The 16,815-nt window shown below is 43.1% G+C and carries 12 protein-coding genes, 1 pseudogene and 1 riboswitch; of the genes and pseudogenes, 11 read left to right on the top strand and 2 right to left on the bottom strand.

The features are described 5' to 3' along the window. Window positions 1–76 precede the first annotated feature (76 nt). Both GC102_RS34505 and GC102_RS40440 read left to right on the top strand, forming a co-directional pair. Window positions 77–1,120, top strand: a complete 1,044-nt coding sequence (locus GC102_RS34505; protein WP_171693519.1) for an oxidoreductase — start codon at window positions 77–79, stop codon at window positions 1,118–1,120. An 87-nt stretch (window positions 1,121–1,207) separates the two neighbouring features. Then, window positions 1,208–1,324 (top strand): annotated as a pseudogene (locus tag GC102_RS40440) (ABC transporter permease subunit); the annotation flags it as partial. A 124-nt stretch (window positions 1,325–1,448) separates the two neighbouring features. On the opposite strand, the gene GC102_RS34495 reads toward GC102_RS40440, so the two are convergent. Together GC102_RS34495 and GC102_RS34490 are read right to left on the bottom strand one after the other, a co-directional pair. Then, window positions 1,449–2,063 carry an HD-GYP domain-containing protein gene (locus GC102_RS34495; RefSeq protein ID WP_171693518.1) on the bottom strand — a complete coding sequence of 205 codons (615 nt, stop codon included), beginning with the start codon at window positions 2,061–2,063 and terminating at the stop codon, window positions 1,449–1,451. A 410-nt stretch (window positions 2,064–2,473) separates the two neighbouring features. Beyond that, the gene (locus GC102_RS34490; RefSeq protein WP_171693517.1) at window positions 2,474–2,836 is read right to left on the bottom strand and encodes a response regulator; all 363 of its coding nucleotides are present in this window, start codon (window positions 2,834–2,836) and stop codon (window positions 2,474–2,476) included. A gap of 123 nt (window positions 2,837–2,959) precedes the next feature. After that, a riboswitch (cyclic di-GMP riboswitch) is annotated at window positions 2,960–3,048 on the bottom strand. A gap of 340 nt (window positions 3,049–3,388) precedes the next feature. On the opposite strand from GC102_RS34490, the gene GC102_RS34485 reads away from it, so the two are divergent. The 9 genes from GC102_RS34485 to GC102_RS34445 all read left to right on the top strand — a co-directional run bounded on the left by GC102_RS34485 (window position 3,389) and on the right by GC102_RS34445 (window position 16,761). Further along, window positions 3,389–3,736: a hypothetical protein gene (locus GC102_RS34485; protein ID WP_057306268.1), complete on the top strand. Its 348-nt coding sequence runs from the start codon at window positions 3,389–3,391 to the stop codon at window positions 3,734–3,736. 263 nt (window positions 3,737–3,999) lie between these two features. Further along, on the top strand, window positions 4,000–5,109 hold the full coding sequence (locus tag GC102_RS34480) for an ABC transporter substrate-binding protein (RefSeq protein ID WP_376769432.1): 1,110 nt from the start codon (window positions 4,000–4,002) through the stop codon (window positions 5,107–5,109). A gap of 70 nt (window positions 5,110–5,179) precedes the next feature. Next, entirely contained in the window at window positions 5,180–6,112 is a 933-nt protein-coding gene (locus GC102_RS34475) for a nucleoside hydrolase (protein WP_171693515.1), read from the top strand. 27 nt (window positions 6,113–6,139) lie between these two features. Further along, the gene (locus GC102_RS34470) at window positions 6,140–6,961 is read left to right on the top strand and encodes an ABC transporter permease (protein WP_171693514.1); all 822 of its coding nucleotides are present in this window, start codon (window positions 6,140–6,142) and stop codon (window positions 6,959–6,961) included. Window positions 6,962–6,965: 4 nt separating this feature from the next. Continuing rightward, complete coding sequence (locus GC102_RS34465; RefSeq protein WP_171645818.1) at window positions 6,966–7,754, top strand: ABC transporter permease; 789 nt, start codon at window positions 6,966–6,968, stop codon at window positions 7,752–7,754. Between the two features lie 15 nt (window positions 7,755–7,769). Then, the gene (locus GC102_RS34460) at window positions 7,770–8,831 is read left to right on the top strand and encodes an ABC transporter ATP-binding protein (protein WP_171693513.1); all 1,062 of its coding nucleotides are present in this window, start codon (window positions 7,770–7,772) and stop codon (window positions 8,829–8,831) included. Between the two features lie 21 nt (window positions 8,832–8,852). Continuing rightward, entirely contained in the window at window positions 8,853–10,565 is a 1,713-nt protein-coding gene (locus tag GC102_RS34455; protein WP_171693512.1) for an adenine deaminase C-terminal domain-containing protein, read from the top strand. A 372-nt stretch (window positions 10,566–10,937) separates the two neighbouring features. After that, window positions 10,938–13,334: an EAL domain-containing protein gene (locus GC102_RS34450; protein WP_171693511.1), complete on the top strand. Its 2,397-nt coding sequence runs from the start codon at window positions 10,938–10,940 to the stop codon at window positions 13,332–13,334. Window positions 13,335–13,584: 250 nt separating this feature from the next. Beyond that, window positions 13,585–16,761: a GxGYxYP domain-containing protein gene (locus tag GC102_RS34445; RefSeq protein WP_171693510.1), complete on the top strand. Its 3,177-nt coding sequence runs from the start codon at window positions 13,585–13,587 to the stop codon at window positions 16,759–16,761. Window positions 16,762–16,815: the final 54 nt, after the last annotated feature.

Below are 16,815 nucleotides of genomic sequence, written 5' to 3'. Positions count from 1 at the left end.
TGCTTGCGACATTTCATTTTTTGACTTATGATGGGTGCAGAAATTCATTCAAAAGTTAACGAAATGGAGTGATTTTATGGAAAAAGTGAAGGTTGGCATTATTGGCTATGGTTTTTCAGGGAAAACGTTTCATGTGCCGGTTATACAAACTATTAAAGGACTAGAAATATCAAAAATCGTTTCTTCAAATCCCCAAAAAGTAAATGAAGCGTGTCCTGATGCAGTGGTCGTTTCAGATGTTGAACACATATTTTCTGATCCTGCTATTGATCTTATTGTCATAACGACACCCAACACAACCCATTATCCTTTTGCAAAGCAAGCCTTATTATCAGGTAAACATGTTGTAGTTGAAAAACCATTTGTCATTCATTCGGAAGAAGCGCAGGAATTAATCGAAATTGCAACTAGGCATAAAAAAATAATAAGTGTTTTTCATAACAGAAGATGGGACAATGATTTCCTGACCGTCAAGACTAGTGTGGAATCAGGAGTTTTGGGAGAAATATATTCCTATGAAGCACATTATGACCGATATCGCCCTGAAGTAACCAATCGATGGAGAGAGCAAAATATCGAGGGCTCAGGTATGCTTTATGATCTCGGTTCTCATCTTATCGATCAAGCTTTGCATCTATTTGGACTTCCTGAAACGATTTATGGCGATGTGTTTGCTCAAAGAAAAAATTCTGAGGTTGATGATTATTTTCATATCATACTAGGTTATGAAAGATTGAGAGTCATTTTACATTCTAGTTCGATCATCAAGAGCTCCGGACCTAAATTTCAGATACATGGAGATAAAGGCAGTTTTATTAAATATGGTTTGGATTCGCAAGAGGATGCATTAAAGCAAGGTAAGGTGCCGGGCGATGTTCATTGGGGCAAAGATAAAGAAGAATACTATGGGGAGTTAACGATAGGTGTAGGTGATCGTACGCTAAAAGGAAAAATTGAGACCAAAGCAGGCGCTTATGAATCTTATTATCTAGGCATATATCATGCAATTGTTGATAACAAACCAGTACCCGTAAGTGCAAACGATGCAATGAATACCATAAAGGTGATTGAGTTAGTTAAAAAAAGCAGTCAGGAAAAAAGACTTGTCTTATTTGAATAAACGAGGTGCAGCAAGGAAAAATGATAAGATTTGCTACTTTTAAAAGAAAGCGCCCACATTTATATTGACATGAAAGGGGTATAAGGATTCTTTATCTACATAATTGTTCAATTTATACGAACGTTACCGCGCGAGCTATATAAAGCAGCTACTGTCGACGGATGTGGTCCGATCACCATCTATACGCGGATTATTCTGCCTTTGACCAGCCATCGACACTACAACGTTATATTGTCGAAGGTATTGCGACGTCTGGAATCAAATAAGGTAATTTCAATAAAAACCAGGAAATAACACTTTAGTTTTTGTGTTACTACCTGGTTTTTGTCTATTTTTCTCTATTTAAGATCCCAATAAAGAGATCAGCTATATGTGGATCGAATTGTAAACCTTTATTTTTACTAATTTCGCTAATAGCTAATTCTTTATTCAGAGGTTCCCTATAAACACGTGTAGATGTCATAGCATCATAAGAATCTGCAACAGCCATGATGCGAGCGTATAAAGGGATTTCTTCACCTTTTAAACCTTGTGGGTACCCTGTTCCATCATATTTTTCATGATGATATAGAACAATATCCAATATTCCGTTTTTGTTGAATTCAGTTATATGTTTAATTGTTTCGTAGCCGATGACCGGGTGTTTTTGAATAACTTTGAACTCCTCATCCGATAATCGTCCTGTTTTTGAAAGTATATATTCGGGTACACCGATTTTGCCTATATCGTGTAGTAAGCCGCCAACATAAATAGCATCACATTGCTCACTAGAAAGTTTCATCTCATTAGCGATTTTTAAAGCATAACTAGCTACTTTCTCAGAATGTCTTGCTGTGTATGTATCTCTTGAATCTAAGGATTTCGTTAGAGCTGAGATCAAGTCAAAAGTGACTTTTCTCTTTTTCTGGTAATTATTTTCCATCCTAGCCGCAATAAGGGTCATGATCACATACACACACCAGAGAGAAATGAACGAATCCATGGGAGGGAATTGTTTGAATTCTACATAGGACCTCAACAAAACTACCATTGTACAAAGAATGATTAGAAAGACCAGCGGTTTATTCGAAAAGCCGATGCCCAAGAATATAACAGATAGTAGATAGAAAGCATATATATCAAACTCTGGAAAAATAAATACATGTAAAACCGTCATCAGTAGTAGAGTTAGAATGAATCCGTATCGAAATACATAATCACGGCTAAAATATGTGATTACTCTTTCTTTAGATCGTAAATGCATGGGAAATTCCGCCTAACTGTTTAAGTATGTGAATTGCTAAGGTTTTATTATAATGTGGAGGTCCAAAAAGTGGAATGGCGAGGCATTCAGGTGGAGATCTTTGTGGGCATTCACGTATTCAGTACTTTTTTTACAGCTTCAGCTACCCTGTCTTTATCAAAAGGCTTCACAATAAAATCTCTAGCGCCAAGGTTAATGGCTTCAATGACAAAGGATTGTTGCCCCATTGCTGAGACCATAATGATCTTTGAATCGCTCTTGTAACTTTTAATTTCCTTTAATGCAGTAATACCATCCATCTCGGGCATTGTAATATCCAACGTAATGATGTCAGGTGAATGTTGTAAAAACAGAGAGATTGCCTCAAGTCCATTCGATGCTTCGGCTACAATTTCATGCCCTAATTCTAAGAGGATATTCTTAATCATCAATCGCATAAAGATAGAATCATCTACAACCATTAGTTTCGCCATTTTAATTATCACCTTTCAGGGGGACTTTCTACCTAGCTATTTACTGTTATAGATGGCTACCCGTTACATAAGGAAAACTCCCCTTATAAGAAGAATAAGGGGAGTTGTGGATATGTCCCTTCCTTCGGTAACTGGCAAGCATAGCGAAGTATTTCGCCTTAGCTCCTTTAGCTTTGCGTCACTAATTTTCATTAGCTTTGCTCTTATCGTTTAACAGAAGAATTACGATTTATTCATTTATTCTAAAGTATAGCACTCTTAATACTAGTAATAAAGTACTAGTATTAAAGTTGCGGTGAGACTGCCCTTGATTTGTGTTAACCAAGTAAGTGTTATGCTGCCTGAGCGTTTTTTTACGTTTATCTGTCACTACGATCAAGCAATATTTGTAAGACATTCGGGAAATTGGATCATTTAGATGTGTTGTAGGTCAATAACGCCCTTTTTCAGTGAGAAAGACGAACGATTCTCTTGATTAATTCTGAAATCCTATGTATTATTAAGATAGATTTTAACGCATAAGGGTTGATAATTGATCTTGAAGGTGATTCCATGCCACAACTAGATTCTAATGAATACAAGAAGAAGCTGTGTCACCTCTATAACGAAATCTCCAAAGAGTTGTTCGGGTTTGGCACAACACTGCTGAAGGTTTCCATTGATCAAAACATTATTACTTTTCATGCCAAGCACCGCCGCTCACCACGTTCAACCGCATTAGAGGGCGAGGCGCCAACGCTCAAACACGAAGTCGATTTTTATATGTCCTCTATATACAAGAAGAGAATCCGGGACAGGCTGGAGCAAGAACTTGGCTTATCCATGGATGCCGTATTAAGGGACTATGATCCGCCGACGCAATGGGCAATCACGAACATTATTCTTAAACAAACCGAATAGTTTAGTCGGGCGGTGTTCTCTTTTGATTTATCTTAAGAGGAAACCACATGTATACCAATAGATGTCACTTTACATTGTTTACAATGAAGAGTGCTCTTGATTAGAAGCTTCTTTCTATCAAGGGTACTTTTCTTTTTTTTGTATAGCTGGATTTAAGGCGAAACGCGCATATATCTGGGGTCTTGAGTAATACTAGTAAAAATTTAACAGGGGATTCACGCATTAAAATCATACATGATAAAACTTGGGAGGACGATGAAATGATGAGACAAAAAATGGTTCGTGGTTTAATTTCTTTATCTGTAGTAGGACTAGCCTTGACAGGTTGCGGCACAGCGCCAGCGAAGGACCAGGGTAATACAAGTGGAGCTACAACAGCACCCACAGCAGCTGCCACAGCGGCATCCAAAGGGGAACCTACAACATTAATCATTTCCACCTGGGGTTTTGCGGATGATTTCTTTAAGAAAGAAGTGTACGCACCATTTGAGAAAGAACATAATGCTAAGATCGTTCTAGAAATAGGCAACAACGCAGAACGTTTGAACAAAGTGAAACAAGGCAGCTCTAGTGTGGATCTCATTTATTTATCCGACTATTACGCACAACAAGGAATTGAAGCTGGACTGTTCGATAAGATCGACCGCAGTCGTATTCCAAACTTGAAAGACATTTATGATTTGGCTAAGGCGCCACTAGGTGAAGATTACGGTCCTGCGTACACGGTAGGTCGATTGGGTATTGCCTACAATCCGAAAGCAACTACCAAAGAGATCAAGTCATGGAGCGACCTCTGGAGCCCTGAGCTTTCCAAGAAGCTGACACTTCCTAACATCACGTCAACAACAGGTCCAATGGTTTTGGATGCAGCATCTGTTGTCGCGGGTAGCACGACGTTTAATGAGGATCAAGCTTTCGCAAAGGTTAAGGAAGTGAATAAAGGAGTCGTTAAATACTACGGCCAAACTTCCGAATTCGTTAACATGTTCTCGCAAGGGGAAATTGCAGCTGGACCTATCATGGAAATGTATGTGAAGGATTTGAAAGCGGCTGTTCCAGAAACGAAGTTCGTCTCCCCGCAAGAAGGAGCTTACGCCGTTATGAACACGGTCAACGTGATTAAAGGAAGTAAAAATAAGCAGCTTGCTGAAGATTTCATCAACTGGCATTTGAGCAAGGAAGTACAGGAGAAATCAGCAAAAGCAAAAGTAGATTCACCTGTAAATACGACACTTCAGCTATCGCCTGAAGAAGCTACGGGGATTACCTATGGCGCTGACGTCGTGAGTAAACTTCGCAAATTGGATATGAAATTCGTCAATCAGAATCTCAAAGCATGGATTGCCCGTTGGAACAAGGAAGTTGCTCAATAATTAATATCAATCAAGGGTATATGCTGATATACCCTTGATTTCTTCAATAGGACTTAAAGGGGGCTTAGTCATGAAAAAGAAGGTCATCCTAGATGTAGACACGGGTGTGGATGATGCGCTAGGTATTCTGTTGGCCGTCCGCAGCGGAGAGATGGATGTTCTCGGAATTACAACCGTGAATGGCAATGTTTCGCTGGACCAAGCGACCAAGAATACATGTAAGATCCTCCAACTGCTTGGGATGGAAGAGAAGATTGCTGTCGTTAAAGGGGCAGACAAGCCTTTGATGCGAGCTTCTCACTTTGAGCATCATGTCCACGGAAATGACGGGCTTGGCGGCGCTTTAAGCGATATGTCAGTTCATATGCAGACGACCGCTGGACATGCCTCCGATTTTATTGTGGAACAAGTGCGGAAGCACGTCGGAGAAGTCACTTTGGTTATGACCGCGCCGCTAACGAATCTGGCTTTGGCGGTTATGAAGCATCCTGATCTGATTCATCAGGTCAAGGAAGTGATTGTGATGGGGGGCGTCGTTCAAGGCTTCGGCAATGTAACACCTACGGCGGAGTACAATATGTACGTCGATCCGGAAGCTGCGAAGATCGTTTTCCAGGCAGGTTTTCCATCCTTAACCCTTGTAGGGTTGGATGTGACACGTAAAGCGCTGCTGACTGAAGAACATATCCGTGAGCTAGGAGATTCTCCCATAGCCCGATATGTTCAGGAAAGCACCGCGAATTACATGAAGCGTTACTATGAACGCAACGGGGTTCGGGCTTGTGCGCTTCATGATCCACTTGCAGTTGGAGTGGCTCTGAATAAACAGCTTGTCACGACACGCCATTATTACGTTGATGTCGAAACCCGAAGTGAGCTGTGCGACGGGCAAACCGTATGCGATTTCCAGAACCGCTTGTCCAAAGAGGCAAATGTTCATGTGTGTACGGAAGTATCGGCTGATGAATTCCTCCAGCTTTTTATACACGCGCTGCGTGCCTAGCGAACCCAGGAACAGGAGTAAAGCTACATGAAAAAAACGTACTTATTTTTATTATTGCTACCGGGACTACTGTTCCTGACGGTTTTCATGGTGGTACCGATCCTTCTTACGATAGGTTCAACCTTTTTTGATAAAGGGACATTTACACTTGGAGGGTACTTAAGCTTCTTTAAAGACCCTTATTTTCTCAAAATCGTGTGGACGACGCTGCGTGTCAGCTTGGTAACCACCCTATTTTGCATATTGCTCGGATTTCCTGTGGCTTACTTCATCTCTAAACAGAGTCCGCGACAAAAGGCGATATTACTTGCATTAGCTATTTTCCCGCTGCTTACGAGCTCGGTTGTCAGGTCGTTCAGCTGGATGATTATTTTGGGTAAAAAAGGGCTGCTCAATAATGCCTTGATGGCCATTGGTATCATCCAAGAGCCACTCGATATTTTGTACACGCCAGCTGCGATGATGATTGGTCTTCTCCATTTGTTTCTTCCGCTCATCATTATTACGTTGGTCGGTGTTCTTGAGAATATAGATCCGGATCTGATCAAAGCGGCGGAGAGCTTGGGAGCTAACCGATTTACGGCCTTCGTCAAGGTCATCGTGCCGCTTAGTGTACCCGGATTAATTATAGGCAGTATCCTTGTTTTTGTCGGAAGCCTGACAGCTTATACGACACCGGCTTTGCTCGGAGGCAAGCAGCGGGTCATTTCTACATTCCTATATCAGAATGCAATTACTCTGAACGATTGGTATCTCGCCTCCGTTATTGCCGTGATTATGATCGTGATCACCTTCGTGGTTATCGCGCTTATGAACAAACTGGCTACTAAATTAAATCCGAAGGGGTAGAAGTATGCGGGAGAAGAATCGAGGACTGGCCTTATTTACGCTTCTTGTCTACATGTTCTTGCTCGGGCCGCTCGTCATTATTGCATTTGCTTCATTTGAGCCGGGGAGTGTATTGAAATTCCCACCGACAGGATTCTCATTGAAATGGTACCGCAACATTTTGGAAGTCAAGATGTTCATGACGACCGCGGGTACCTCTGTTATCGTATCGTTGATCGGTAATTTGTTTGCACTGCTGCTTGGTATCCCAGCGGCTTATGCGTTAAGCCGGTTTGAGTTTAAGGGGAAAGGGGCGCTTAATGCGATTTTTATTTCCCCAGTACTTATTCCAGGTATCGTGCTTGGGTTTACAATGCTCAAGTACCTTATCGTCACTTATCACCTGCCGATCTATGCAGCTTTGCTGATTGGACATACTGTGATTATGCTTCCATTTATTATCCGCGTTATTGCATCAAGTTTATCGAATTTCGATTTTGCGATTGAGGAAGCTGCTTTAAGTCTTGGCGCTGGTCAGCTTAAAACCTTTTTCAAAGTAGTCTTACCGAATATCAAGTCCGGTATTATCGCAGCCATTCTTATTGCATTTTTAGAATCATTTAATAATGTCGACATCTCGGTCTTTATGACGGGGCCCGGAGTCAGTACGCTGCCCATACAGATGCTGACGTATGTGGAGAATCATTTTGACCCTACAATTGCGGCTATATCTGTCTTACTAATGCTCTTCACTGCCGTACTTATGTTCATCATTGAACGGTTGATGGGTTTATCCTATTTCACCAAACGATAACGGAGGCTTTCATCCATGGCATTGCTATCACTGGAAAATATTTCGGTTGCCTATGACCAGCAATATATTCTGCAGGACTTCAACTTAAGTGTTGAAAAAGGAAGTCTGATCTCACTGCTCGGTCCTAGTGGATGCGGGAAAACGACGACTTTGCGGCTAATTGCGGGATTTATTGAAGCAAGGGCGGGCAAATTTTCACTAAACGGAAAAGATTATACGCACGTTCCCGTCAACAAACGGAACTTCGGATTCGTGTTTCAGAGCTATGCTTTGTTTCCACACTTATCCATTTATGATAATGTAGCTTTCGGTCTGCGTCTTCGGAAAGTGAGTGGGGTAGAGATCGATCGGCGGGTTCGAAATATCCTCGATATCGTAAGTTTGTCCGGCTTCGAAAAGCGTTTTCCGAAGGAGCTCTCAGGCGGCCAAAGACAGCGGGTCGCGATTGCCAGGGCGCTTGTGATCGAGCCGGAATTGCTGCTCTTCGACGAACCGCTAAGCAACTTGGACGCAAATCTGCGCATTAACATGCGGGTGGAGATCCGCCGCATCCAGCAGGAGCTTGGTATTACTACTGTCTATGTATCGCATGATCAGGAAGAGTGCTTCTCCATCTCTGATCAAGTTGCGATTATGAATAAAGGCATCATTGAACAGCTTGGCGCTCCAGCGGCGATATTTAAATATCCAAAAACAGAGTTTGTGGCTCGGTTTATTGGCTTTACGAATTTTATTACTTTCGATTCAAGGTTCGATGGAAACGAAGAGATTGCGTTGAAAGTGAAAGATTATATGTTCGCCGTTACGAAGCACGCAAGCAAAGGAGAACAGCTGGGCAAGCAAGGAGCTATTCGTCCGGATGATGTCGTGATTGGAATGCCTGATGAAATCGAGGCAGGAGCGAATCGATTGACAGGCCGCGTCAAGGTTAGCACCTTCCTTGGAAGAAGCTATCAATACGTTGTCGAGACGGAGCTGGGAAATTTCACAGTGAATAAAGAAATGGAACTTCCTTACCTGAACGGTCAAGAGGTCCGGCTTCTTTTTCCTAGCGAGAAATTAGTTCTAGTTGAGTAATGTACTTGGAGGCGAAGGCAGATGCGTGTAGATTTACTGATTGAAAATGTACGAATTTATAATAGTTATTTTAAAACATTCATCCAAGGTAATGCAGCGATCTTAGATGGAAGGTTTCTATATATCGGGGAACGGGCTGCCGATAGCTTCGAAGCAGACGAGCACTTGGACGGACAAGGACGTTATATGATTCCCGGCCTTATTGATATCCATCTGCACATCGAAAGTACGATGGTCACGCCAGAGACGTTCTCTTATGGACTCATTCGCAACGGTGTTACAACCATCGTCCCAGAGCCTCATGAGATCGCCAATGTTTTCGGACTTGATGGGGTGAAGGAATTCATTAAAGCTAGCCAGCATTGTGTGGCGGACATGTTCTACGCCATCCCGAGTTCGGTTCCTGCTACTTCGATGGAAACGACCGGAGGTGCGATTGAAATTGAGGATTTGGACGAACTGCTTCGTACGGAACGTATCATTTGTTTAGGCGAAATCATGAACTACGTAGATGTCATTACGGATCCTGACTGCAAAACGAATCACATCTTACATCATATCCGCAGTAATTATCCTCATCTCATTATTGAAGGACATGTCCCGAAATTAATAGATCTGGATTTGCATCGAATGATCTTTAGCGGGGTAGATTCCGATCATACACATCAATCGATCGAGGGCATGGAAGCTCGGATCGCTGCGGGTATGTTTATTGAAATTCAAGAAAAATCCATGACGCCTGAAGTGATGGCGTATTTGATGGAGCATGAGGTATCCGAGCATTATTGCTTTGTTACCGATGATGTGATGGCCGACTCCTTCGAGCGCCGGGGCCACTTGAATCACCTTGTTCGTAAAGCGATTGGGATGGGGATGAAGCCTGAGCAGGCGATTTATGCCAGTACGCTTTCTCCAGCCAAAAGAATGCGGATGTATGATCGCGGCGTTATTGCGCCCGGTAAAATTGGCGATTTTCAACTGATATCCAATCTGGAGCAGCTGACTATCGACCAAGTGTACAAGCATGGCAGCAAGGTCTATGACGTGAACGAACCGTACCAACCTACCGACCATTCACCCGCTTTTCCAGATCACTACTATCAAAGCGTTCACATGTCACCGTTAACAGAAGCGGACTTCTCAGTGAACACAGAAGTAGCTGATGGCCGCTATGCGTGCCGAGCAATGATGGTAAAGGATGGCTCCACGTTTACAGAGGAGCATCAGGTTGATGTAGAAGTTCGACAAGGGAAGCTTAACTGGCAGGATAGCGGCTATGGACTCATTGCTACGTTTGAACGCTACGGAAAAAACGGGAATCGCGCTTATGGTTTAATCGGCGGGGATACGATCAAGCGAGGAGCCATAGCAACGACTTATTCCCACGATAACCATAACATGCTTGTTGTCGGGCACAATCCCGTCGATATGATGATCGCGGCTAATGAGGTCATCAAGAATCAAGGGGGCTTCAGTGTTGTTGAGAACGGCAAGGTGATCGCTAGTCTTGAGCTGCCTGTCGGAGGTATTTTAACTGAAGTCCCTTTGGAGCAAGTTGCCAAGGAAGTTGAGCAGCTGCGCAAGGCCATGGAATCGTTAGGCTACTGCCATTATAATCCGATTATGTCGATCAGCACGCATTCTTTACCAGTTAGTCCTGCACTGAAAATAACGGATTTTGGTTTAATAGATGTGAATGAAGGGAAAGTTGTGCCTTTAATCATACACAGTTAATTTATTGAGTTTTCGCGGATTCAAGGCGGAGGTAAATGGAATTCTTGGAATAAGCTAAGTCCAGATGGTTATAACAACTGTGACTTAGCTTATTTTCGTTGATTTGGGAAACCGCTCAATACCTAATGATAGCCCGAATTTATAATACTTAAGAACTATTTATTGTGTTGTTATTTATAGTCCATTATAATCAAATTAGATACATACATATAGGAATTCTGTTAAGGGCAAACCCGCAGAAACAGCCAGTTACCGTAAAAGAAAACCACATCTCTATTAAATTGATGTGGTTTTTTTAATGGAGATGATTGGCAGCTATTCAACCTAAGGACTATCGCAAAAAGAAATTCATCATTGGAGGTTGATGTTGCTATGTCGCTTCGCCGGAAAATCATCATCTACGTTGGGATGACCACGCTTTGCATGCTTTCACTTCTATACTTCATTTCTGAGAGAGCTCTTTTGCACAATTATGAGCGGATGGAGCTTGAAAATTTGCGTGAAAACATGAAGAAAAACCTTCTCTCTTATTTTGATGAGTATACAAATCTAGGTGCAATTGCAATTAATTATGCGGGCTGGGACGATACATACAACTTTATCGATAGGCCGACGATTCCTGCTTCTAACGATCCTTATCTCACTGTCAATTTTACCGATTCATTATTTATGTCAAGTCGTCTTAATATAACGCTTCTGATGAACAATCGGAAGCAAGTTTACTTCGGAAAAGCTTACGATTATGGCAATAACCGCCCTCTCGACTATCCGACTACATTCATCCATACCTTACAGACAGAGTATGCTTCTTTCTTTGATCAGTCGGACGCTTCTTCCCGGAAGATGGGGTTATTGATTGTTGATAAGCAACCGCTGATCGCAACCTCATACCCAATTTTAACGAGCAACAATGAAGGACCCGTACATGGAACGTTGGTTTTCGCGCGTTTCTTAGACTCGAATTACGTTCAGTATATTTCCGAAAAAACGGACATGCCTTTAAGTATATCTATTGTGGATCCATTTTTTATTCCTCCTGTTCAAGCTACAACTGTAACCGTTTCCAGAAAACGAGTCATGCCTTTTTGGACCGAGTCTGATAAATCGACGATCACAGGCTTCTCCCTGCTAACAGACGTCAATAATAAACCAGCCGTTCTCCTGAAGTTCGTGAAGCCAAGAGAACTATATAAGGAAGCCCAAAGAAGTATCTTTTTTTATATGTTCTATTTCGGGCTTTCTGGGTTGGTCTTCTTTTTCATTATTAGTTGTGTCCTTCAGCGAACGATATTTGCTAGATTGAATCGCACGATCAATGGGATGAATGTGATCAAAACAAAACAGGATTTTTCGATTCGCATTCAGGAATCCGGCAAAGATGAGATTACCCAGCTCGAGAAGTCGTTTAACCACATGATGACGTCGCTTGAGAAATCACAAAACGAAATTCAATATCAAGCGGATCATGATAATTTGACCGGTCTCACCAATCGAAAAGCTTTTTTCGAGTATCTGGAGAAAATCATTAAACAAAACCATCAGCTACCATTCCGCTTTGCCGTAATCTTCATCGACTTGGATCGCTTTAAGTTGATCAATGATACGATGGGACATCATACAGGAGACTTGCTGCTGATTGAGGTTGCCGGGAGATTACGGGTTTGTATGAAGGAGGGGGAATTCCTTTGCCGATTGGGGGGCGATGAGTTTTGCATCGTTTCCCATAACGTTCACGACTTCAAGCAAATTGAGCACCTGGCGAAGGTAATCAGAGAGGCGATTAATGTGCCCTACGATCTAGATGGCTATCGTGCCACAATTTCAGCCAGTATCGGAATAAGTCTGTATCCTGATCATGGTAAGGATTCGGAAAGCCTGCTTCATCATTCCGATGTGGCTATGCTGGATGTCAAAGAATCCGGCAAAAATAATTACCGTGTGTATTCGGAATCAATTGAAGCGATTCGGACCAGAAGAATGCTTTTAGAGCAATACTTGAAATGTGCGATTGACAACGACGAGCTTACTCTTCATTACCAGCCGAAACTGGACTTGGCACGGAATCAAATTGTCGGGGTGGAAGCGCTGCTCAGGTGGACGAACAGACAACTCGGACATGTATCTCCTTATGAATTTATTCCCATTGCTGAGTATTCCGGAATCATTAATGAGATAGGTGAATGGATCATGCGATCGGCATGCCGGCAATTCATCGCATGGCGAAAGAAATCCTTGAACATGCCTCTTATCGTTGCCATTAATATTTCCGGCGTCCAATTGCTGCAGCCAAACTTCGTTGACCGAATTCGCGGTGTGTTCGCAGAGGAAGAGGTCGATCCATGCCATTTTGAGCTAGAAGTGACGGAAAGTTTTGCAATCGAAAACTTTGAAGAAGTGATCAACATATTACTCGAATTGCGTAATCTGGGTTTTATGATTTCCATTGATGATTTTGGAGCAGGCTATTCTTCAATGAAATATGTATGTCAACTCCCCATACAATGTATGAAGATTGATAAAACGTTAATCGATCAACTGGCAGATAACATTCGAAGCCAAGTCGTCGTATCGTCGTTGATCGAAATGGCTCATCGGCTTCAGCTAACCGTAGTAGCGGAGGGAGTTGAGCTGCCGGAGCAGCTTCGCATCCTTCAAACATACCGATGCGATCAGATTCAAGGATTTCTCATCAGCAAACCGGTGCCAGCCGACAGGATCATTGAGATGTTGAATTCTTCTGATTTGTTTCTGGTACCAGAAACAAAATGACATATGTAAATGCAATATGGATGAATTGAATAAGCTGAGTCAGGGATGCTGTGCGGAACCTGGCTTGGCTTTTTTTTGTTTATTGATCACCATCGATTGCATAGGATCTGAGGCCCACCTACAAGTCTATCTAGTAGTAAGTAGAAATTATAAATGATCTAAATGACATGTAGAATATGTTAATAATATATTGTATAATTCGAATGACAAGTCAATCCAGTCATACATTCAAATTATGAGGAGGTTTATAATGAGAAAAACCAGTTTATTCGTCTTGTTTGTATGCTTTTCTATTGTCATCTCACTCTTAGGAACATCTGTGTCTCCATCCGCTGCAGCTAATGAATCAGAGTCAGATCATGAAACAACTCTTTCTCAAAGCGATTCGCCGCAATTGGACGCTAATTATGTAAAGGCTGCTGTTAAAGCCAAAAAGCTTTATGTGATCCGTTTGGGCGATATGTCGGAAACGGAAAGTGTCATGATCGCTTCGCTGCAAGGGCTGCTCGCTAATAAGTCCTCTAATCAAATTTACATACTGCCCGATTCCGGGAATTACAAGATATGGCTGGACGATTTGGTCCGAAAATACGGGGTGAAAACGGAATTTATCCGTGATCCTTGGAAGCTCGTGAAGGAATTCAAGAAGCAGTTCGACGGCTATTTACTATGGGAAAAGGGGAACAGCTCCATCAATGCAGCTACTTCACTAGCCCATTTGAAGCAAGCCATCTTAATTGAAAAAGGTGATGTCAAACAAGCCAAAGGCTATAAGCAAACGATGGATCTCTCAACGAAGGATGAAGCATGGGTCAAGCAAAACTACTGGAACCAGCTCAACCATCGCACCTTGATCGAGCAAAAAGGGGAGACGAGCGAAGAATTGGCGTCCGGTATGGGCGGTAAACTACGAGATTACGCTGTAATGGCTAACGCTTTCACCTTTTATGATGGGAACAGCGCGTTCCGACAATCCGTCGTTGCGGACGCGGATCCAGATGCTGTCATTTTAGGCTGGGGAGATGCGTCAAATGGTGAAGACGCTTTCATACGTCCGAGTTCATCAGCGGGTGTATATACACTGCCGGCAGATCATGCCTATAATTTGTCAGTGTTAAGCAGCTTTAACATCAAAGAGCTCAAACAGAAGGATCAGACGCAGCCTGCAGTTCAGGATCAGGTGCATTATGTGTCATTCGTCATGTCAGATGGTGATAATATTCAATGGATGCTAAATGATTTGGCCGAGAAGGGCAAGCCATGGTTTGGCAACCCAAACCGTGGGAATTTCGATATGGGTTGGGCTGTTTCTCCCAGCATGATGGATTTGGCACCGACTGTTCTGGAACGTTTGTATACGGATGGTACAAAGAAAGATAATTTTGTCGTTGGTCCGTCAGGCGGCGGATATATGTATCCGTCCATGTACCCGGAGCAGGAATTGGATATACATCTCAATAGGTTAAACACTTATATGGGCAAAGCTGATTTATCGCTTGTTGAAGTTATTGATTTTAATGCTTTCAACAAAAAGGCGATGTGGGATAAGTATATGGCTCAGCCGAATATCGATGGCGTTATTTATTTGGAATACAGTAACCATAAAGCGTTAAACGGAGCCTTGAAATGGTCTAACAATAAGCCCATCGTCACTCCGCGTGAAATGCTATGGCATGGCATCGCTGGAAGCGATGTTAATTCGGTTGCCCAGCATATCAATGCGGCTCCAAGAAATCCGAAGAGTGCTGCAGGCTACTCTCTCATTCTCGTTCACGCCTGGTCATCCTCGATGGACGAAGCAAAGGCTGTTATCGATCAACTTCAAGGCGATGTTCAAGTCGTAACGCCTGAAAAAATGGTGAAGCTAATTCAAAATAACGTACCGAAAGAGGATACGGAAATAGCCAACAAGGTGTATGAGGCGGAAACCGATTTTGGCCATAACACAGGGAAGTTGGATGGTGATGGCTGGTCAGCTAATCCGCAGGAGCATGCTGCCGGACATATGCTCTTCGGACCAGGTGCCTCGGACATTCCTGCAGGCCGCAACCAAGTCAAATTCAAAACCATGATTGACGGTGTGACTGGCGATAATGATCGTGTACTGAATCTAGATATCTATGATGATACAGCCGGAGTAGTTGTGGCTGAGAAAGCCGTGCATCGCTCCGAGTTCCAAAGCGCCGACACATACCATAATTCGACACTTGAAGCCGACTTTGTGGCAGGTCATTCTTATCAGTTCAGAGCTTGGTATGATGGCAACGCCAAGGTTAAAATAGATCGAGTCACCGTCGTGATGAACCGTAATTTAGCACAGAGGCTCTATGAAGCCGAGAACGATTTCGGGCATAACACAGGGGCGCTTGATGGAGATGGCTGGTTGGCAAATATCGAGCAGCACGGACCCGGCCATATGTTATATGGACCTTATGTGGCCGATTTACCATCAGGTGTGCATGATGTCACTTTCCGCATGAAGGCTTCGGGTGCGACTGGATCTGATGATACCATTGCTATCATTGATATTAACAATGCGAGTGCTGATCAAATTATTGCTTCAAAAGAGCTGAAGTTACGGGATTTTGCCGTACAAGATCAGTACATGGATATAAGTTTAGAGGACGTCGACTTTTCGCTTGGCAGCACCTATGAATTCCGTGTGCATTTCGAAGATAAGGCGAACGTCAAAGTTGACCACGTGAGACTGGATATGCCAGAAATAACGAAGCCAAATACACAATCGCTTTATTTTAAATTCGGAGGATCGAACGTAACCTCGTTGGTGTTCGGAACCGATGCAGGGCAAAAGCAGCTTCAGCTGTGGGGGAAAGCGAGCGAACAAGGCAAGCCGGACGTTAATCTGACGACAGATGGAACTTGGACCGTCGCGCAAGGTGAAGCTACGGTCACTATCGGTGCTGGCGGCGTTCTGCAGGTGCTTCAAGGCGGAGATGCCATCGTGAAGGCGTCGTACAATGGCCTTGAAGCGCAGATTCCGATCCACGTATCGGCGAACTATACGAGGCGTATTTTCGAAGCGGAGCGTGACTTCGGCCATAATACGGGAGCTGCAGCCGCAGATGGTTGGTATGCGAATCCGCAGGAACATGCGGCAGGTCATATGCTGCATGGCCCCGGTGTAGTGGATCTCCCTTCCGGAAGTCTTAAGGTCGACTTCCGCATTAAGATCGACAATCCGACAGGCGGTTCCGAGCGGGTGCTGAATCTCGACATCTATGACGGAACAGGCAATAAAGTAACTGGCGAAAAAGCCGTGCTGCGCAGTGATTTCAATGCCGCTGATACGTATCAGTCCATGATTATGGGGGCTGATTTTGTACTGGGGCATGCCTATCAGTTCCGTGTGTGGTACGACGATAATGCGACTGTACAGATTGATAATGTGTCAGTACGTATTCCATAATAAATCATTTGTTAATTATTACCATAAAGGAAATATCTGTCCCCTTAGGGAAAT

The sequence above is a fragment of the Paenibacillus germinis genome, assembly GCF_013141785.1.
GTDB classification, from domain to species: domain Bacteria; phylum Bacillota; class Bacilli; order Paenibacillales; family NBRC-103111; genus Paenibacillus_E; species Paenibacillus_E phytorum.
The sequence above is the reverse complement of the archived record's forward strand: the minus strand, read 5'-3'. Positions and strand labels throughout refer to the sequence as shown.